We start from the raw sequence: 18,619 nt of genomic DNA, 5'->3' as shown, positions 1-18,619 counted from the left end.
TGAGGCTCCCGCTCGTCCGCCATCGGATGGATGAGCCACGAGGCCGGTCTTCGGACTTCCCGGATCGACGTCGTGACGACGTCCGGGTCACCGCAGCGGGCCTGTGCCGGACTCTCACCGGCTTCCCAGATTCTCCCGTCGGGCTGTCGACCCTCGGGGCACCTCGTGGCGTCGACGACGATAGCGTCACGGCTCGTGCCCTCCCCGCCGGCCCCGCAGCCATCGCGTGACGCGACGCCTCCGACCTTCGTCGTCGCCGCGGTCTGCCTGCGCGACTCCAGCGGGCGGGTGCTGACCGTGCGCAAGCGCGGGACGGAGTCGTTCATGCTGGTCGGCGGCAAGATCGAGCCCGGGGAGACACCCGCGCAAGCAGCCCTGCGCGAGACGGCGGAGGAGGTCGGCCTCGACCTCGACGAGGTCCGCCCGCTCGGCCACTTCGTCGCCGACGCCGCCAACGAGCCCGGCCACCTCGTCGACTCGACCGTGTTCACCGCGCCGCTGGCCGGGGAGCCCCACGTGTCCGGCGAGATCGAGGAGCTGCGCTGGCTCGACCCCGCCGACCTCGACGGGTTCGGGGCGCCGATCGCGCCGTTGCTGCGCGACCACGTCCTGCCCGCGCTCTCACCGATCACCGTCGTCGGGATCGGCGCCGACGGCTGGGCGGGCCTGCCGGGCGTCGTACGGCGTCGCGTCGCCGAGGCCCCGGTCGTCGTCGGGGCCGAGCGCACCCTCGACCTGCTCCCGCCCGTCGATCACCAGGTACGGCGCGCGTGGCCCTCGCCGTTCGGCGTCGAGGTCGTCGATGACTTCCCCGGGCGGCCGGTGCTGGTGCTGGCGAGCGGGGATCCCCTCGTCTCCGGCGTCGCGACCACGTTGGTGCGTCGCTTCGGCGCCGCCCGGGTGGACGTGGTCCCGGCGGTGTCGTCGGTCGCGCTCGCCAGGGCCAGGATGGGGTGGAGCGCCGAGGAGACCGCCGTCGTGACCGTGGTCGGACGCCGTCACGAGACGGTGCTCCGCGAGCTCGCGCCGGGGCGCCGGGTGCTCGTGCTGTCCAGCGACTCCACCAGCCCTGCGGTGATCGCGGGGCTGCTGAGCGGAGCCGGCTTCGGGGAGTCGACGATGACCGTGCTGGGCGATCTCGGATCCGCTGACGAGTCGCGCGCCGAGGCGACCGCCGAGACCTGGCAGGCGACGTCGCCCGCGCTGAGCGTCGTCGCCCTCGACTGCCGCGGTTCCGTGGTCGGACCCTGGAGCGCCGGCCTGCCGGACGAGGCCTACGAGCACGACGGCCAGCTCACCAAGCGCGACGTGCGAGCCTCGGCGCTGGCCCGGCTCGCGCCGCAACCCGGACAGCTGCTCTGGGACGTCGGCGCCGGGGCCGGCTCCGTGGGGATCGAGTGGATGCGGGCCCACCCGACGTGTCGCACGATCGCGGTGGAGTCGGACGACGATCGCGCGAGTCGGATCGCCCGCAACGCCGCGGCCCTGGGCGTGCCCGACCTCCGGGTGCTCACTGCTCGAGCGCCCGACGGGCTCGACGACCTGCCCGACCCCGATGCGATCTTCGTCGGCGGAGGAGCCACCACCCCGGGACTGCTCGTCCTGTGCCGCGACCGGCTCCGTCCCGGAGGTCGACTCGTCGTGCACGGCGTGACCCTGGAGACCGAGGTCCTGCTCGCGCAGCTGCACGGGGATCTCGGCGGCGAGCTGACGCGACTGTCCGTCGACCATGCGGATGCGATCGGCAGCTTCCGAGGATGGAAGCCGGCTCGGCCGGTCGTGCAGTGGAGCTGGACCTGTGCCAGGAGCCGGCCATGACCGTCCACTTCGTCGGGGCCGGCCCCGGTGCCGCAGACCTGCTCACCTTGCGCGCAGCAGCCCTGCTCGGTGCCGCCGACGTCGTGCTCTACCCCGGCACCTACCTCGACGCAGAGGTGCTCGACCACGCGCGCGCCGGCGCCCGACTGGTCGACACCCAGGACCTCGACCTCGACGCGATGGTCGCGGTGATGGTCGAGGCCCACCGCGGCGGCCAGGACGTCGTACGCCTCACCTCGGGTGACCCGTCGGTCTACTCCGCGCTCGCCGAGCAGACCCGCCGCCTGGACTCCGCCGCCGTGCCCTGGGACGTCACACCGGGCGTCGCCGCCTACGCCGCGGCCGCGGCCCTGGTCGGCAGCGAGCTCACGGTGCCGCTGGTCGCGCAGTCGGTGGTGCTCACCCGTGCGCAGGCCCGCTCGACCAGGATGCCCGAGACCGAGTCGCTCGCGGCCTTCGCCGCGACCCGCGCCACCCTCGCGCTGCACCTGGCGATCGCGCGGGTGCGGGAGGTGATGGCGGAGCTGGCTCCCGAGTACGGCGACGGCTGTCCCGTCGTCGTGGTCTACCGCGCCAGCCAGCCCGGGGAGCTCGTGCTCCGCGGCACCGTCGGTGACATCGCCGAGCAGGTCGAGGACGCCGGGCTGCGCCAGGCGGCGGTCATCCTCGTCGGCCGCGCCCTGCACCGCGACGACGCAGCGGCGGGGGAGTCGTTCCTCTACTCGACCGACCGGGACCGACGAGCTCCACGGACGGTGCAGGACCCAGGTGGGAAGCCCTGAGGCAGACGCGTTGTTGAGACCGCATGAGCGACTTCACCGCCCCGTCGGTCACCTTCAGCCCGGGCTTCGGCGCCGAGACGTCGACGTACCGCACGGCCCACGGACTGCTCGCCTCGCGCGCTCCGCGCGAGGCGCTCGAGCTGCTGGACCCCGCCATCGCCGCGGACCCGAGCGACCGCGGGCTGCGCAGCCTGCGCGCCTGGGCCTACCTGATCCGCGTGCAGCTGCAGAAGGCGGAGGCCGAGCTGCGTGGGCTCGTCGAGGACGACCCGGGTGACACCTGGGCTCGCTACGCCCTGGGGCGTGCCCTGGAGCGGCAGTCGCGGCTTGCCGACGCGCTGCCGCACTACCGGCTGGCCGCCGCGATGAGCGGCGACGTCGAGCACGAGGTGGCGGTGCTGCGGGTCGAGCGGCTCCTGATGGAGCCGCTCACCTGACGGATCGGGCCGTCCACACCTGGCCCGCCGCGGTGCGCGACGTCGCCGACGAGCCGACCAGGACCAGGCACTTCATGTCGATGCTGTCGGCGTCGAGCGCGCCGAGGGTCGTGACGGTCAGCGACTCCTCGGCGCGGCCGACGTCGCGGCCCACCACGACCAGTCGATCGGCGGGCAGCTCCTCGAGCAGCAGCTTCTGGGCCGCGACCACCTGCTCGCGTCGCGACCGTGAGGCCGGGTTGTAGATCGCCAGGACGAGGTCGGCGGAGGCGATCGCGCGGAGCCGCTGCTCGATCACGGCCCAGGGCTTGAGGCGATCCGAGAGGCTCACGACGGCGAAGTCGCCGCCGATCGGTGCACCGGCGCGGGCGGCCACGGCCTGCACGGCGCTGATGCCGGGCAGCACCCGGACCCGGACCTGCGGGAACTCGTCGGCGACCTCGAGGACGGCGGTGGCCATGCCGAACACCCCGGCGTCGCCTCCCGAGACCACGGCCACGCGCTCGCCCCGAGCGGCGAGCTCGAGCGCGTGGCGGGCGCGGTCGAGCTCGACGGTGTTGCCCGAGGAGTGCCGGGTCAGGCCGGCGCGCTGCGGCACGCGATCGACGTACGGCGCGTAGCCGACCACGTGGTCGACCTCCGCCAACGCGTCGGTGACCTCGGTCGTGAGCCAGCGGTCCGGCCCCGGGCCGAGCCCGACGACCAGGACCTCGCCGGCCGGCTCGGGCTCGGTCGCCGGCAGGGTCGCCAGCAGGGTCGCCGGCAGGGGTGCGGGTCGCGACGAGGGGCGCCGGGAGTCTCCCGAGACCACGATCAGCGAGAAGTACGGCACCGACGCCGGGTCGACCTCGGCGACGGGCAGCCGGCGCTCGTCGGGATGCGAGGCACGTTCGACGTAGACCGCGTCGTCCAGGCGGCCGGCCGCGGCCAACGCGCCGCGCACGGCAGGGAAGGTGCGGCCAAGCTTCATGATGATCGCCCCGTCGGTGTCGGCCAGGCGTCGTGCGAGCTCGGGCTCGGGCAGGGTGCCGGGAAGCACGGTGAGGACGTCGGTCTGGCGCACGAGCGGCAGCGCCGCCGACGCGGTCGCTGCCGAGAACGACGGCACCCCTGGCACGACCTCGGTGGGGAACCGGTCGGCCAGCCGGTCGTGCATGTACATCGAGGACCCGTAGAAGAGCGGGTCGCCCTCGGCCAGCAGGACGACGTGCCGGCCCGCCTCCAGGTGTACGGCCAGTCGCGCCGCGGACGCCTCGTAGAAGGCGGTGATCGCGCCGGCGTACCCGCCCGGGTGGTCGGTGGATCCGGTGGTCACCGGGTAGCGCAGCTCCTCCTCGAGGACCCCGTCGGGCAGCAGGTCGGCGGCGATGCGGCGCGCGTGCGACTGCTTGCGGACGCCTGCGTGGTAGGCGACGACGTCGGCCTCGCCGATGATCCGGGCGGCCTTGATCGTGATCAGCTCGGGGTCGCCGGGACCCAGGCCCACGCACGTGAAGCGGCCGGTCATCACTCCACCTCCGAGGCCAGGGCGTTGACCGCGGACGAGGCCATCGCCGACCCGCCGCGCCTGCCACGCACGGTGACGAACGGGACGTCGATGCCGTGCGTGCCCGCCAAGGACGCGAGTGCCTGCTTCGACTCTGCCGCACCGATGAAGCCGACCGGGCAGCCCACGATGGCCGCCGGTCGCGGAGCGCCGTCCGCGAGCATCTCCATCAGGTGGAACAACGCCGTCGGGGCGTTGCCGATCGTCACGACCGCGCCCTCGAGGTGCGGCTCCCACAAGGAGACGGCAGCCGCGGTGCGCGTCGTGCCCCAGGCCTGGGCGAGCGCCGGGACCCGCTCGTCGGTCAGGAGGCAGCGCACCTCGTTGTCGGCGGGGAGGCGCCCGGCGGTGATGCCCATCGCGACCATCCGGGCGTCGGTGAGGATGGGCGCTCCGGCAGCCAGAGCCGCGCGGCCGACGGACGCGAGTCGGGGGTGGATCACGAGGTCCTCGACGAGGTCGACCTGACCACTGCCGTGGATCATCCGTACGGCGATCTTCTCGGCGTCGGCGGGGACGCCGCGCAGGTCGCTCTCGCGGCGGATGGTCGCGAACGAGTCGGCGTAGATCGCCGGGCCGTCGGCGACGTAGTCGAAGCGACGCCGGGGCGGTGCGAGGACGGAGGGAGGGGTCGGGTCGGTCATCGGGCTCCTCCGGTGATCAGGACGCCACGCCACGGTGTGACGACGAGGTCGTGGCCAGGGGCCGTCAGGCGGGCGACGAGGTCCGGAGCGAGGACGCCGTCGGGTGCCGCGACGTGGTCGGGTCCGTACGGCAGAGGTGCCTGGTGGACCTCGGCGCGCGGGTCGCGGGCTTGCGGCGCTGCGAGGGGGATGCCGACCTCGTCGACGTGCCAGGCGGCAGACGCGCTCTCCCCCCGGAGGTCGAGGAATCTCGAGGCGAGGACGACGAGGACGTCCGCCGCGGCACGCAGCGGCACGACCTCGCCCCAACCGCTGCCGCCGAGGCGGACCTGGGCGCTGCCGGCGTCCACGACGACCAGCCCGAGATCGGGTGCTCGGTCAATGAGGTCGCCGCGACCGTCGTCGAGCACGAAGAGGAACCGGCCAGGAAGAGCCGCCAGACGGGGCGTCGCGCAGATCAGCCGGTCGAGCTCTGCGGCGACCGGTCGCAGGTCGGTCCTACCTCCGACGAGCCCGGTCGAGGGCGAGACCATCACGTTGCGGGCCAGCTCGTGGCTGCGGCTCGGGAGGAGGCCGGTCGACTCGATCGCGGCCACCACGTGCTCCGGGAGCCGCCCTGCCTCGTGGGGGAGCCCGCGCAGCTGCAGGTTGGCGCGGCCGGTGAGGTGCACGTCGCCGTCGCCGTGCTGCTGCGCGACGCTGGAGAGCGCGGCGAGCGAGTCGGCCGCGAGCCGACCGCCGATCAGCCGGACCCGGACGAGGGCACCGTCATCGGCGAGCCAGGGGCGCACGACTCCGGGGCAGAGGTCACGGCGCGACCTGGGGCGAGTGGGGTGGGACCTGGGGGAGGTGACTGGATCGGGAAGCACGACGTCCTCGGCGGCTCGGGCTGGTACGCGTCGCCCTCGTTCGCCTCGCGGGGTCCTCCGCAAGGGCCAGCAGGTCTTCGGACTCGAGATCTTCCGGCACGGAGCGCCTTCCCGGGCCGACTCGACCCAGTGACTGCCGGACACGGTGGTGCCGATGTGCCCGCTCTGCTCCGCCCGTCACCCACACCGCTGCGCGTCAGTCCCGGACTCGCACCGGGTTCCCTCATGACTGGCACGGCGAGGCTACCAACCCATGGGGCCGGGCTGCCGGGGGTGCCGCGCCGGCCGCCGCCGCTAGGGCGTCAGCTCGGTCGCCAGCACCCGCACTCGCGCCGCGATGTCGTCGCGGACCAACCGCATGCGCTCCGCGCCCTCGATGCCGCGGTCGGAGGGTTCGTCGGTGTCCCAGTTCTCGACATGGGTGCCGGTCGGCACGTCGACGCGCGCCTCGCGACCCAGGGTCACGACCACGTCGGCCGCCATGAGCAGCGAGGCGGTGGCGGGCTGGGTGGTCTCGGCGCTGATGTCGACGCCCACCTCCAGCAGCGCCTCCACCGACTGCTGGTTGAGCCCGGGGCCGGGTCGGGTCCCGGCGGACTCGACCTCGACGAGGTCCCCGACGAGGTGGCGCATCAGGCCGGCAGCCATCTGCGACTTCCCACCGTTCTTGACGCACACGAACAGGACCTTGGGCTTGTCGGGCATGAGCTCACGGTAGGCGCCCCGGGTGAACAGCCGATGTCGCAAGGGTTCGCCTATGTGAACTAGCCGCTCCAAATGATCAAGATGATGGACGAGATTCTTGACTATGTGTGATCGGCGTCATACGTTCGACCGGCCGGACGGACTCGCGAGGTCCCGACGGACCGTCACCGAGCCAAGGAGTCCCATGTCCGTACTGCACAGGTCCGTCCGACGAGGCGCCGCGGGACGGTCATCGATGCCGACTGCCCGACCCAGATCGGCGGCGCTGGGTGGTGTGCTGGTCCTGTCGCTCGCCTGGGGACTCACCCTGCCGCTCCTCGGGCAGGGGAGCGCGACCGCCTCCCCGGCGGCCGTGGGCGACGAGGTCGTCGCCTGGGTGGAGGTCGAGGACGGTGAGATCAGTGGAGGCGCGGCAGGCCCGCCGGCCTTCAACTCGGGGGACCACAGCAACTTCTCCGGCACCGGGTCCTACACGTTCCGCGAGACCGGGATGACGTCCACGATGAGCGTGGACGTCCCGGCCGCGGGCACCTACCCCGTCTACGTGCGCTACGCCGCCGGCCCGCTGGGCCCCGACGAGAACGTCACGCGGTCGATGGGGTTGCTGACCAACGGCGGTGCCCGCCAGCAGATGAGCTTCCCGATGACCAGCTTCGAGAACTGGGAGGCCTGGCGCTTCGTGCAGTACGACGTCCAGCTCGACCAGGGTGCCAACACGCTCGCGATCCAGTGCGACCGCGGCGTCGACTTCTGCCGGCTCAACTTCGACGCGATCCAAGTGGGTGGGACCGCCCCGGACCCGTGCGTGGCCACGCCTGTGAAGCCCGGCTACGTGGGCCTGTTCGACGGCACGTTCGCGTCGTTCGACTCCTGGCGCAAGGCCGGCACCGGCGGCTTCGGACGCCAGACCGACTGCTCCATCCGCAGCTTCCGAGGCCCCGGGGCCCAGTGGCTCACCGAGGCGCAGACAGGGCCCTACACGTTGGAGCTGGACTGGCGCCGTGACGGGGCGAACGACGACTCGAAGGTCTTCCTGGCCTCCAGCAGTCGCAGCGGCGCCAACCCCGTGGGCGGCCTCGGCATCGCGATCGGTGCCGACACCGGGGCGATCGAGCCGACGGGGAGCAGCGCTCAGCCCGCTGACGCGAGCGCGGTCGCGGCCGCCGTACGACCGCTCGGGGAGTGGAACACCTTCACCGTCGAGCTGACGGACTCGTCCGTGGAGGTGTTCCTCAACGGGACGTCGATCAACGCGCTGGAGACACAGGCGGGCGACGTCGACAGCGGCTTCGTCGGACTGCAGAACCGCAGCTTCATCGACGAGGTGGACTTCCGGGACATCCAGGTGAAGGCGGGCGTGGAGCCCGACCTGCTGGACTCGACGACGTCCGTGGTCGCGGCGCCGGCCACCGCGACGGTCAAGCACGACTCCGTGTCGGTCTCGGTGGAGGTCACGTCGGCGGGCGAGACGCCGACCGGTGACGTCGAGCTGGCTCTCGGTGATGCCCCGGCCACCACCGTGCCGCTGGTCGACGGTGTCGCCACGGCGCTCGTCGGACCCTTCGACGTCGTCGGAGCTGTCTCGCTCGAGGCCCGCTACCTCGGGGACGACACGACCAGGCCCAGCACGAGCCCGGCGTCGAGCATCCAGGTGGTCAAGGCGACGCCCGCTCTGAGGGTCAAGGTCCGACCGCGCAAGGTCGTGGCCAAGAAGACCAAGGCCAGGCTGATGATCGCCGTCAAGGACGGGATCGTCTCCCCGACCGGCAAGGTGCGGGTGCGGATCGCCAAGAACATCGGCAAGAAGCGCTACGTCGCCACCCTGGAGAACGGCAGAGCGATCATCAAGCTCCAGCGGTTCAGGAAGGCCGGGGCCGCCCGCGCCACGGTCACCTACCTCGGCGACGCCCTCAGCGAGTCCGTCACGGTGGCCGAGAGGATCGCGGTGAAGAAGGCGAAGAAGAGGCGGAGGTAGCCCGCCTCCGGGATCACGGCTGGCCGGCGGCCTCGAGCAGCGTCACGCTTCCCACGTCTCCGTCGAGGCGCACCCGGTCGCCGGTGTGCAGGAACCGGGTCGCCTGTCGCGCGTTGACGACGCACGGGAGCCCGTACTCGCGGGCGATGACCGCCCCGTGCGAGACCGAGCTGCCCAGGTCGGTCACGAGACCACCGATGAGGGAGAAGTACGGCGTCCACCCGATGTCGGTGATGGGGGTCACCAGGATCTCGCCCGGGGACAGCCGGGCAGCCTCGTTGAGCGTGTGCGCCACCCGGACGACCCCTTCGACCACTCCGCGGGAGGCGGGACGCCCCTGGAGCACCCCGTCGCTGACGTCGAGCAGCTGGGGCTCCAGCGGGTGCGGCAGCCCGACCGAGATCTCGGGGAACTCGAAGCGTTGCTGGTGCTCCAGCGCGGCGCGACGCGCCTGCGCCTGCTGCACGGCGGCGTGCGTCGGGCTCGCGATGAACGGCGTCAGCTCGTCGGTGGTGAAGAAGTGGACGAGGTCCGCGTCCGGGAGGGTCGCTTCGGCAGCGAGCTGCTCCCCGAGGTGGCGGAAGGCCAGCTGGAAGCGGTGGGCGACCTCGACCAGCTGGGACTTGGTGTGCTCGCGCCGGCGGATCGCGTTGTGGGCCTTGGGCAGGATCCGGCGCAGGCCTCGGCTCAGCGTCGCGGGGTCCACGACCTCCGTGCTGATCTCGCGCCGGCCACCGGTGAGCAACCTGGCGTGGACGCCGGCCTGCATGCTCTGCACCAGGGGTGAGAGGTCCTCGCGCCACGCGGGGTCGCGCACGCACAGCTCGCGGTAGCCGCGATGACCGTGGCGCTCCAGGAACAGCTCCAGGTCGCGGGCCAGGGCGGGGTCGGCGCGCAGCCAGGCGAGTGCTGACTCGACGCTCGGGTCGACGAACTCGACCAGTGCCTGGGGATGGGCGGCCACGGAGTCGAGCAGTTCGTCGAGCTCGTCGAGCATCACCGCGCTCTCGACACCGCTCGCGCCGGCGAGCAGGCGCACGGCCTCGGCCTGCTCGGCGACCGTGCTGGCGTTGGAGGAGCCCGAGACCATGTTCTCGACGATCGAGCACAAGAAGCCCGACAGCGCCGAGGACTGGATGTGCACGGCCATGCAGCGGTCGAAGAAGTGCTGCTTGCCCGAGATCTCGCTCCACGACTCCGCAGCGTCTCGGCCGGGGCGGATCGAGAACTCCGCGAGGTCGCGGCCGAACGCCTCCACGACACGAGGGGCGCTGAGGCAGTAGCGCAGCAGCTTCGCCGTGTTGAGCACCCGTCGAGCGAGGGGGAGCGGTGGTGGGTCGGTCAGCTCGGGGACGAGCCGACCACAGATCGTCTGCGCGGTCTGGTCGGCGTTGGAGCCGAGGATGGCGGCGGACATGACCACGTTGCCGCTGAGGTTGAGGAAGAGGTGTCCGTACGCCGAGGCGGTCACCTGCCAGGTCGGGTCGATCTCGTGACGCGCTCCGACACTGACCTGCATGTGCTGGAGGCCGTAGTCGATGCCCCATCCGGTGAAGGACATCGTCAGGGGACACACCGCCCCCGGCATCATCTCGCTCACGTTGCTGATGGTGAGCACGTCGTCGGGGCGGGGAAGGACCGAGTCGAACTCGTTGAGGTCGGCCGGAAGTGTCGTGATCGGCCTGGCCTGCAGCCAGAACAACGCCCCTGACTGGTCGATGGCCCACTCCAGGTCCAGCGGGCGGTCCTCGTGCGCGGCCGCGGCGCGGGCCTGCTGGGCGATCTCCATGATCTGCTCGTCGCTCAGGAGCGCCGCGTCACCGACCAGCTCGCGTCCGACGATCCGACCGTCCAGGGTGACTCCGTAGTGGTCGGGGGTGGCCTCGCCGCTGACCAGCGCCTCACCGAGGCCGGCGACGGCGTCGATGACGAGCAGGTCGCGTCGGGCGCTGACCGGGTCGGCGGTGAAGACGACTCCGGCGGCCGCCGCGTCGACCATGCGCTGCACGACGACGTTCATGTTCACCGACCCGCCCTCCAGCGTGTCTGCCTGGTAGCTCCTCGCCCGCTCCGTCGCCGCGGAGGCCACGCAGAGGTCGATGGCGTCGCGCAGCTCGTGGCCGTCGGCGACGCCGAGCACGGTCTCGTACTGCCCGGCGAAGGAGGCCTCCGCGCCGTCCTCCCCCTGGGCGGAGGACCGCACCGCGACCGTGGTGTTGCCCAGGGCACGGTGGTGCTCGTCCAGGTCCTCGGGGTAGGCGCCCCTCCGAGCGTCACGGATCACGAACGCCGGGGGGACGGCGAGTCCCATGCCGACCAGTCTCGCCAGGCCGTAGGCCTTGCCGCCGACGGAGGCGTCGCGGACCTGGTCGAGCGAGAGGATCACGCCGCCGGCCTCGGCGACATTCTGCTGGGTCACGTCTACTCCACTCATGCCGCTCGAGGTCGCCGACCGCGACACCTAAGAGACCGTATGAATTTGCTCACACCGTGTCAACGGTGACATCCCCTGCGACCCGTGCGAATCGCGTGTCGCGGACGCCACCGCCTACACTTCGCAGCGTCGCGTACATCGGCGCCCAGGGCGCCCAACGACCGGGGGAGACGGCACATGCGGGTGGCCGTGGTGGCAGCTCTTGCCGTGCTGGTCACCATCCTGACCGCCGGAGCCAGCGGCGAGACGGCCGGTTCGGTGGTGCGCGACAACCTGAACGGCGAGGACGTCAGGCTGACCCTGCCGACGGGCTCGGGGCAGCCCAAGGGCCTGGTGATCTGGTTCCACGGTCAGGGCGGCGGCGTCAACGACAAGATCGACGGCCCTTTCCTGCGCACCCTGACCCGAGAGGGCTACGCCATCGCCTCCTCGGAGTTCCACCTGCAGGCCTGGGGCAACGACGAAACCACCGACGACACCGTGCGACTGACGGAGTGGGCCGAGGAGCGGGTCGGGATGCCGGTCTCGCTCTGGGTCTCCGGCTCCATGGGCGGCGCGACCTCGCTCAACGCGATGCTCCACGGTGCCACCCCGCCGACCTGCTGGTACGGCGTGAAGCCGGCGATCTCGCTGAACCGGATGGACGAGGTGCCGACGGCGACCAAGTTCATCCAGCTGGCCTACGGCCCGGTCGTGCCGGAGGACCGCAACCCGGTGCGCAACGTGGCCGACCTGCCAGCGGAGGTGCGCTACCGCGTGGTCGCCTCGCCCGACGACCCGTGGGTGCCGATCGACGAGAACGGCGGCGCCCTGGTCTCCCAGCTCGACGCTCGCGGGGTGGACGTCTCCTACTTCCCCGCCAGCGGTATCCACGAGGATCCCTCGCACTTCGACTCCGCCGACCTGCTGGCCTTCGCCAACTCGTGCGAGACCGGGCCGGCCGGGGACAGCGCCTCCGACTGATCGTTCCTTCGGCGCTCAGCCGCCGGTGGCCGGCTCCAGGAGCGAGGCCGACCCGGTGAAGCGGCTCGCCGAGATCCGGATCGCCACGCGGGCCGGGTTGTCCCGCGGCACGCGGTAGCGCGCGGCGTACCTCTCACACGCGCGAGCGACCGAGGCCGGATCGTGCAGGACGGTCGCGACGCCCTCGAGGGTCGACCAGCGCGCACCGTCGACCGCGCACGCGGCCACCGGGGAGCCGTCGGACCCGGCGGCCAGCAGGTTGCGCACCTTGCGGGACGACCCGGAGGTGATCACCCAGGCGCACTCCTGCTCGTGGTCCAGCGCCACCCCGACCGGTACGACGTGCGGGCGCCCGTCGGGGCGCAGCGTGGTGAGCGTGCAGAGGTGGCGCTCGGTCCAGAAGTCCAGCAGCGGCGCAGGGAACGAGCCCCAGCCCGGGGTCCACGAGGTCATCGCCTCACCGTATAGCCGCGTCGACCCGTCAGCCATGTGTGACGGGTCGGCGTCGATCAGGTCGACCCGTCGGCCATGTGTGACGGGTCGGCGTCGATCGGGTCGACCCGTCGGCCATGTGTGACGGGTCGGCGTCAGATCCAGCGGTTGAACCACATCCGGTTGAGCCAGGAGGCTCGCGGGATCACGTCGAAGGACAGGATCGGGTAGAAATAGGCGAAGTTGAGCAGGACCAGGACGAAGAACGACCCGGCGACGACGACGCCGACCGTGCGCCGTGTCGAGGGCAGCCGGGAGGGCCCGATCAGCTTGCCCATCACCAGGGCGATCGCCACGACCATGAAGGGCAGGCACGCGATCGCGTAGAAGAGGAAGATCGGCCGTTCGTCGTACAGCAGCCAGGGCAGCCAGGTCGAGAGGGTCCCGACGACGGCGACCCCGAAGCGCCAGTCGCGGGTGCCGACCCACAGGACGGCTGCGGCGATCAGGGCCAGGCAGGCTCCCCACCACAGGATCGGCGTCCCGATGAGCAGGACCTGGCGGTAGCAGACCGAGCCCTCGGCGGCCGTGCAGCCCTGCTCGCCGGGTTGCACGTCGAGCTCGGTGGCCACGCCGACGGGGCGGTTGTCGAGCAGCCAGCCGGACGGCGCCGACTGATAGGGATGGTTGCTGCAGTTGAGGTAGTGGGTGTGGAAGATGTAGACGTCGTGGTGGTAGCTCGCCAGGGAGCGCAGCGACTGCCAGACCTCGCCCAGGCCGCTGGCATCCGGCTCGGTGGCCGTGGACCATCGGGCGTCGTCGTCGCTCAGGTTGTCGGTCTCGCGGTCCTCGCCCGAGCCGGTGCACGGACGCTCCTCGAGGAAGCCGGTGTACTGCGTGCTCGAGAGATCCTGCTCGTACTCGTCGGCGTGGATCAGCCACCCGGTCCAGGTGGCCACGTAGACGAGGAAGGCGACCACGACCAGCTGGAGGAACGCCGGCAGGCCGTCGGCCACCGCGCCGCGCAGCAGTGACCAGCGCACCCCGAAGGAGCGCCGGGCCCCGGCGCTCCAGACCCACACCAGGATCCCGAACGCCGCCAACGGGTAGGCGGCCGTCCACTTGGTGCCGAGCGCCAGCCCGAAGCTGATCCCGCCGAGCAGCAACCACGGTCGCCAGAGCACACCTCGCACCGGTCCCCACTGGCCCCGACCCGGAGGGGCGGCAGGATCGAGCAACCTGGCCAGCCGGGCGCGGTGCCAGTCGCGGTCGTTGACGAGGCAGGAGACGCCACACAGGAGGAAGAAGGCCAGGAAGATGTCGAGCAGCGCCAGGCGGGAGAGCACGAAGTGCAGCGCGTCGAAAGCCAGCAGCAGCCCGGCCACCAGCCCGAGCAGCGTCGACCCGGTCAGGCGCCGGGTGAGTCGGATGAGCACCAGGACCATCAGGGACCCGATCACCGCCGAGGCGATCCGCCAGCCGAACGGATCCATCCCGAAGGCCTTCTCGCCCAGCGCGATGAGCCACTTGCCGACCTCGGGGTGCACGATCATCGACGGGCCGTCGTCCCAGATCCCCTGGGTGCTGCCGTCCAGGATCGCCTGGTCGATCTTGAGGTCTCCGACCTTGTCGAGGTAGTTGCGCACGAAGCCGTGGTTGGCCATCGACCAGGCGTCCTTGGCGTAGTACGTCTCGTCGAAGGCGAAGCGACGCGGCGTGCCGAGGTCCCACACCCGCATGCCGAAGGCCAACAGCGTCACCGCGACCGCCGCCAGCCACCCGGCGCGCCGGTCCTCCAGCGCTGCGGCACGGCGTCGGACCCGCTCCCACGCCGTCGGCACGGCGCGGCCGTCGGCCGTCGACGACAGACCCTCGGCGGGCTGGTCGTCGAGCGCGGTCACGGAGCGAAACTGTACTGACATGATCGAGGGGTGGCTGAGGACGAGGACACACGGGCGGACGTGGCCGGCGCGACCGACGAGGCGGGCGTGCTCGTCCTGGCCGGGACCCCGATCGGGCAGCCGGGCGACGCGCCGGCGCGACTGGCCGAGGAGCTCTCGACGGCCGACGTGGTCGCGGCCGAGGACACCCGCCGGCTCAAGCGGCTGACCACCGACCTGGGTGTGACGATCACCGGGCGCGTCGTCTCCTACTTCGAGGGCAACGAGCAACGCCGTACGCCGGGTCTCGTCGACGACCTGCTGGCGGGCAACCGGGTCCTGCTCGTCACCGACGCGGGCATGCCCAGCGTCTCCGACCCGGGCTACCGCCTGGTCGCCGCCGCGGTCGAGGCCGGGGTGCGGGTCACCGCCGTGCCCGGCCCCTCCGCGGTGCTGACGGCGCTGGCGGTCTCGGGCCTGCCCGTCGACCGGTTCTGCTTCGAGGGGTTCCTGCCCCGCAAGGCGGGGGAGCGCTCGCGACGCCTGGCCGACCTGGCCGCCGAGCAGCGCACCCTGGTCTTCTTCGAGGCGCCGCACCGCACCGAGGCCGCACTCGCCGCGATGGCCGAGGCCTGGGGCGAGGACCGCCCGGCGGCGGTGTGCCGCGAGCTCACCAAGACCCACGAGGAGGTACGCCGTGGTCGGCTCGGCGAGCTGGTGGCGTGGGCTGCCGAGGGGGTGCGCGGCGAGGTCACGATCGTGGTCGCCGGGGCCTCACCGGCCGCGGCCATCTCGACGGACGAAGCCTCCCTGCGCGCCGAGGTCCAGGCGCGAGAGGATCAGGGCATGACTCGCAAGGACGCCATCCTCGACGTAGCCCGCCTCGCGGGCCTGCCCAAGCGTGAGGTCTACCAGGCGGTGCACGTCCGATGAGCGCCCCCGTCCCCGGCACCGTCCCCGGCACCGGTCCATCGCGGATCACGTCCTACCAGCGCAACGGCCTGACCTTCGACGTCCTGGACGACGGGCCGCTCGAGGGCACCCCGGCCGTGCTGCTGCACGGCTTCCCCGAGCGGTCCACCTGCTGGCGCGACGTCGCGCCGCTGCTGCACGCCGAGGGCGTGCGCACCTACGCCCCGGACCAGCGCGGCTACTCACCGCGCGCGCGGCCCTTCGGGCGCTGGAACTACCGGATCGGGGCGCTGGGTGACGACGCCATCGCGCTGATCGAGGAGATCGGGCAGCCGGTCGACCTGGTCGGTCACGACTGGGGCGCCATCGTGGGCTGGAGCGTCGCGGCCAGGCGCCCGGACCTGGTGCGGTCCTGGACCGCGGTCTCGGTGCCGCACCCGATGGCCTTCCTCAAGGCCGTCGCCACGAGCAGCCAGGGCCTCAAGTCCTGGTACATGCTGCTCTTCCAGATCCCGTTGCTGGTCGATCTCGTGGGCCGCTTCGCGCCCCAGGTCTTCCTGTCGTCGCTGAAGCAGATCGGGATGACGTCGGCCGAGGTGGCGCGCTGTCGCCACGAGATCCTCGAGTACGGCGCCCTCCCGGGCGGGCTGGCCTGGTACCGCGCCCTCCCGCTGATGGGCTCGGCCGCGCGCGGCACCGACGTCACCGTCCCCACCACCCTGGTGTGGAGCGACGAGGACGCCGCCCTGGGGCGTCGTGGCACCGAGCTGACCCCGCCCCACGTGACCGGTCCCTACGAGTTCGTGGAGCTCAGCGGCGTCTCACACTGGATCCCCACCCAGGCGGCAGAGGCCCTCGCGAGGGCGATCCTCGAGCGTCGCGCCTCCGTCTCGTGAGTCCGCGCCGCGAGGGGGAGGCGCCTCCGGCCCCCGAGCCCCTGCCCCACCCGGTCGTCGACAACCACTGCCACCTCGACATCGCCCACGAGAGTCCCGGTGAGACCGCGGTCGCGGAGGCGATCGCCGCGGCCGCGGCCGTGGGCGTCTCGAGGATCGTCCAGATCGGGTGCGACCTGCCCGGCGCCCGCTGGGCCGTGACGGCTGCGACGTCGTACGACGCCCTGGTCGCCGGCGTCGCGCTGCACCCCAACGAAGCGCCACGACTCGACGCGGAGGGGACCCTCGAGGCGGCGCTGGTCGAGATCGAGGCGTTGGCGCAGGCCCACGACCGCGTTCGCGCGGTGGGGGAGACCGGGCTCGACCACTTCCGTACGGGCGAGGAGGGGCGCGCGGCGCAGGTCGCGTCGTTCCGGCGCCACATCGACCTCGCCAAGCGGCTCGACAAGACCCTGGTGATCCACGACCGCGACGCCCACGAGGAGGTGCTCGCCGTGATCGACGAGGAGGGCGCGCCCGAGCGCTGGGTGATGCACTGCTTCTCCGGTGACGCCGACGTCGCTCGGCGTTGCCTGGACCGGGGCGCTTTTCTCTCCTTCTCCGGCACCGTCACCTTCAAGAACGCCCAGCCCCTGCGCGACGCCCTCGTCGTGGCGCCACGCGACCGGGTGCTCGTCGAGACCGACGCCCCCTACCTCACACCCACGCCCTACCGGGGTCGACCCAACGCCTCCTACCTGGTCCCGCTCACGATGCGCTCGATGGCCGAGACCCGCGGCGACGATCTCGAGGAGCTGTGCCGGGCGGTGGAGGCGAACACGTTCACGGCGTTCGGTGGCGCCTGGTGAGAAGCCGGCGGTACGCCGTGAGTCCTCCGGAGACCGGGTCGTGAGGATCGTGTGAAGTAGAGAAGCCTCTTACGTGATCCTGGCCACGTTGCCCCGTGGCAGGGTGCCGGCTGAGTTTGCACTTCCCTTGCGGGCGCTGGTCTCGTGGGGCGCTGTTGGCCGGGATCGGGGACGTTCCGTTCGGCACCGCACCGCGAGCGCGTGGTTCGGCGCCGGCCTCCCGAGGCCCGGGTAGTACGACGTTCGGAGCACTGTGCCGATCCACGACGACCTCGACCCTCAGACAACCGGGGCCACCGCAGCCACGGCGCCCGCCGCAGCCGGCGGCACCGAGCGCGGCCGCTTGAGCGGGCTCGTGCGCAGCAAGGCCGTCCTGGCCTCGCTGATCGCGACGGCGCTGCTCGCGGTGGCGGGCACGACGTACGGCTACGCAGCCCTCGGCACGGAGCTCACGGTCTCGGTCGACGGCGAGGCGCGTGAGATCACCTCGCGTGGCGCCACCGTGGCCGACGTGCTGGCCGACGAGGGCATCGAGATCGGCGAGCACGACCTGGTCGCCCCGGCGCTCGACGAGCCTGTCGAGGACGGTGCGCTGATCAACGTGCGCCTCGGGCGTCCGGTCGAGCTGACCGTGGACGGCGAGACCACCACGCACTGGGTGACCTCCACCGACGTGGACTCGGCACTCGGCGAGATCGGCGCGACGTACGACGACTCGCGGCTCTCGAGCAGCCGCGGCGCCGGCATCGACCGTGGCGGCCTCGAGCTGGAGGTCGTGACGCCCAAGAAGCTGACCTTCAAGGTCGCCGGCAAGAAGAAGGTCCGCAAGGTCCCGGCGATGACCGTCGAGGGAGCCCTGGAGCAGATGGGCGTCGAGGTCGGCAAGCGCGACCGCACCAAGCCCGCGCTGGGCGCCGAGGTCACCGACGGCGACACGATCGTCTTCACCGACGTGCGCTGGAGGAAGAAGTCCGTCGCCGGCGAGGAGATCGACTTCAGCACGCAGAGGAAGGACGACTCCACGCTGACCGTCGGCACCACCACGACCGAACGCTCCGGCACGCCCGGCCTGCGCAACGTGAAGTACCGCCTGGTCTACGTCAACGGCGAGCTCAGCAAGCGCAAGGTCCTCAAGGCCAAGGTCACCCGCGACCCGGTCGACGCGATCGTGCGCGTCGGGACCAAGCCCAAGCCGACCCCGCCCCCCGCTGCGGCACCGAACTTCGCCGGCGGCGGCACCGTCTGGGACCGGCTCGCGCAGTGCGAGTCGGGCGGCAACTGGGCGATCAACACCGGCAACGGCTACTACGGCGGGCTGCAGTTCAACCTCGGCACGTGGCAGGCCTACGGCGGCACCGGACTGCCGAGCAACAACTCGCGTGCCACCCAGATCGCCGTGGCCGAGCGGCTGCGCGCCGCTCGGGGCGGGTACGGCGCGTGGCCCGGCTGCGCGGCCAAGCTCGGCCTGCCGAGGTGAT

Annotated in this window: 16 protein-coding genes and 2 riboswitches; of the genes, 9 read left to right on the top strand and 7 right to left on the bottom strand. The window is 72.2% G+C overall.

From position 1 onward, the window contains the following. Positions 1-23: 23 nt before the first annotated feature. Positions 24-181, bottom strand: a riboswitch (cobalamin riboswitch). A gap of 14 nt (positions 182-195) precedes the next feature. From cbiE to Q1K33_RS00495, 3 genes are read left to right on the top strand one after another with little or no spacing between them, the layout of a single operon-like run. Next, positions 196-1,818, top strand: coding sequence for a precorrin-6y C5,15-methyltransferase (decarboxylating) subunit CbiE (gene cbiE / locus Q1K33_RS00505; protein WP_363319608.1), 1,623 nt, complete (start codon positions 196-198; stop codon positions 1,816-1,818). Continuing rightward, on the top strand, positions 1,815-2,600 hold the full coding sequence (locus Q1K33_RS00500; RefSeq protein WP_300399717.1) for an SAM-dependent methyltransferase: 786 nt from the start codon (positions 1,815-1,817) through the stop codon (positions 2,598-2,600). The genes cbiE and Q1K33_RS00500 overlap by 4 nt, the downstream gene beginning before the upstream one ends. Before the next feature lie 23 nt (positions 2,601-2,623). Then, complete coding sequence (locus tag Q1K33_RS00495; RefSeq protein WP_300399716.1) at positions 2,624-3,037, top strand: tetratricopeptide repeat protein; 414 nt, start codon at positions 2,624-2,626, stop codon at positions 3,035-3,037. Here Q1K33_RS00495 and Q1K33_RS00490 read toward each other — a convergent pair. The 4 genes from Q1K33_RS00490 to Q1K33_RS00475 all read right to left on the bottom strand — a co-directional run bounded on the left by Q1K33_RS00490 (position 3,030) and on the right by Q1K33_RS00475 (position 6,801). Beyond that, positions 3,030-4,544, bottom strand: coding sequence for a precorrin-2 C(20)-methyltransferase (locus Q1K33_RS00490; protein WP_300399715.1), 1,515 nt, complete (start codon positions 4,542-4,544; stop codon positions 3,030-3,032). The genes Q1K33_RS00495 and Q1K33_RS00490 overlap by 8 nt on opposite strands. After that, positions 4,544-5,227 (bottom strand): precorrin-8X methylmutase, encoded by a 684-nt coding sequence (locus Q1K33_RS00485; RefSeq protein WP_300399714.1) that lies wholly within the window; start codon positions 5,225-5,227, stop codon positions 4,544-4,546. The genes Q1K33_RS00490 and Q1K33_RS00485 overlap by 1 nt, the downstream gene beginning before the upstream one ends. Further along, complete coding sequence (locus tag Q1K33_RS00480; protein ID WP_300399713.1) at positions 5,224-6,018, bottom strand: nitrite reductase; 795 nt, start codon at positions 6,016-6,018, stop codon at positions 5,224-5,226. The genes Q1K33_RS00485 and Q1K33_RS00480 overlap by 4 nt, the downstream gene beginning before the upstream one ends. A gap of 128 nt (positions 6,019-6,146) precedes the next feature. Then, a riboswitch (cobalamin riboswitch) is annotated at positions 6,147-6,345 on the bottom strand. A gap of 45 nt (positions 6,346-6,390) precedes the next feature. Next, positions 6,391-6,801, bottom strand: a complete 411-nt coding sequence (locus Q1K33_RS00475; protein WP_300399712.1) for a low molecular weight phosphatase family protein — start codon at positions 6,799-6,801, stop codon at positions 6,391-6,393. Positions 6,802-7,036: 235 nt separating this feature from the next. On the opposite strand from Q1K33_RS00475, the gene Q1K33_RS00470 reads away from it, so the two are divergent. Then, positions 7,037-8,776 carry a family 16 glycoside hydrolase gene (locus tag Q1K33_RS00470; RefSeq protein ID WP_300399711.1) on the top strand — a complete coding sequence of 580 codons (1,740 nt, stop codon included), beginning with the start codon at positions 7,037-7,039 and terminating at the stop codon, positions 8,774-8,776. A gap of 13 nt (positions 8,777-8,789) precedes the next feature. Here the strand turns inward: Q1K33_RS00470 and Q1K33_RS00465 are convergent, their stop codons facing one another. After that, the gene (locus tag Q1K33_RS00465) at positions 8,790-11,195 is read right to left on the bottom strand and encodes a PEP/pyruvate-binding domain-containing protein (protein WP_300399710.1); all 2,406 of its coding nucleotides are present in this window, start codon (positions 11,193-11,195) and stop codon (positions 8,790-8,792) included. 204 nt (positions 11,196-11,399) lie between these two features. On the opposite strand from Q1K33_RS00465, the gene Q1K33_RS00460 reads away from it, so the two are divergent. After that, positions 11,400-12,173, top strand: a complete 774-nt coding sequence (locus Q1K33_RS00460) for a hypothetical protein (protein ID WP_300399709.1) — start codon at positions 11,400-11,402, stop codon at positions 12,171-12,173. Between the two features lie 15 nt (positions 12,174-12,188). On the opposite strand, the gene Q1K33_RS00455 is transcribed toward Q1K33_RS00460, so the two are convergent. Together Q1K33_RS00455 and Q1K33_RS00450 are read right to left on the bottom strand one after the other, a co-directional pair. Continuing rightward, the gene (locus Q1K33_RS00455) at positions 12,189-12,626 is read right to left on the bottom strand and encodes a PPOX class F420-dependent oxidoreductase (RefSeq protein WP_300399708.1); all 438 of its coding nucleotides are present in this window, start codon (positions 12,624-12,626) and stop codon (positions 12,189-12,191) included. 134 nt (positions 12,627-12,760) lie between these two features. After that, complete coding sequence (locus Q1K33_RS00450) at positions 12,761-14,506, bottom strand: phospholipid carrier-dependent glycosyltransferase (protein ID WP_300399707.1); 1,746 nt, start codon at positions 14,504-14,506, stop codon at positions 12,761-12,763. A gap of 30 nt (positions 14,507-14,536) precedes the next feature. Between Q1K33_RS00450 and rsmI the strand changes: the two genes are divergently transcribed. The 4 genes from rsmI (at position 14,537) to Q1K33_RS00430 (ending at position 18,618) form a co-directional block, all read left to right on the top strand. Beyond that, a complete protein-coding gene (gene rsmI / locus Q1K33_RS00445) occupies positions 14,537-15,418 on the top strand; it encodes a 16S rRNA (cytidine(1402)-2'-O)-methyltransferase (protein WP_300399706.1) in 882 nt (293 codons plus the stop codon). Then, the gene (locus Q1K33_RS00440; protein WP_300399705.1) at positions 15,415-16,293 is read left to right on the top strand and encodes an alpha/beta fold hydrolase; all 879 of its coding nucleotides are present in this window, start codon (positions 15,415-15,417) and stop codon (positions 16,291-16,293) included. The genes rsmI and Q1K33_RS00440 overlap by 4 nt, the downstream gene beginning before the upstream one ends. Then, positions 16,290-17,141: a TatD family hydrolase gene (locus Q1K33_RS00435; protein ID WP_300399704.1), complete on the top strand. Its 852-nt coding sequence runs from the start codon at positions 16,290-16,292 to the stop codon at positions 17,139-17,141. Before Q1K33_RS00440 ends, Q1K33_RS00435 begins: the two co-directional genes overlap by 4 nt. Positions 17,142-17,394: 253 nt before the next feature. Next, positions 17,395-18,618, top strand: coding sequence for a resuscitation-promoting factor (locus Q1K33_RS00430; RefSeq protein WP_300399703.1), 1,224 nt, complete (start codon positions 17,395-17,397; stop codon positions 18,616-18,618). The last annotated feature ends 1 nt before the right edge of the window (position 18,619 follow it).

It is taken from the genome of Nocardioides sp., from assembly GCF_029937575.1.
Lineage (GTDB): Bacteria > Actinomycetota > Actinomycetes > Propionibacteriales > Nocardioidaceae > Nocardioides.
Note: the sequence above shows the minus strand (reverse complement) of the source record. Positions and strands in the feature narration are given on the sequence as shown.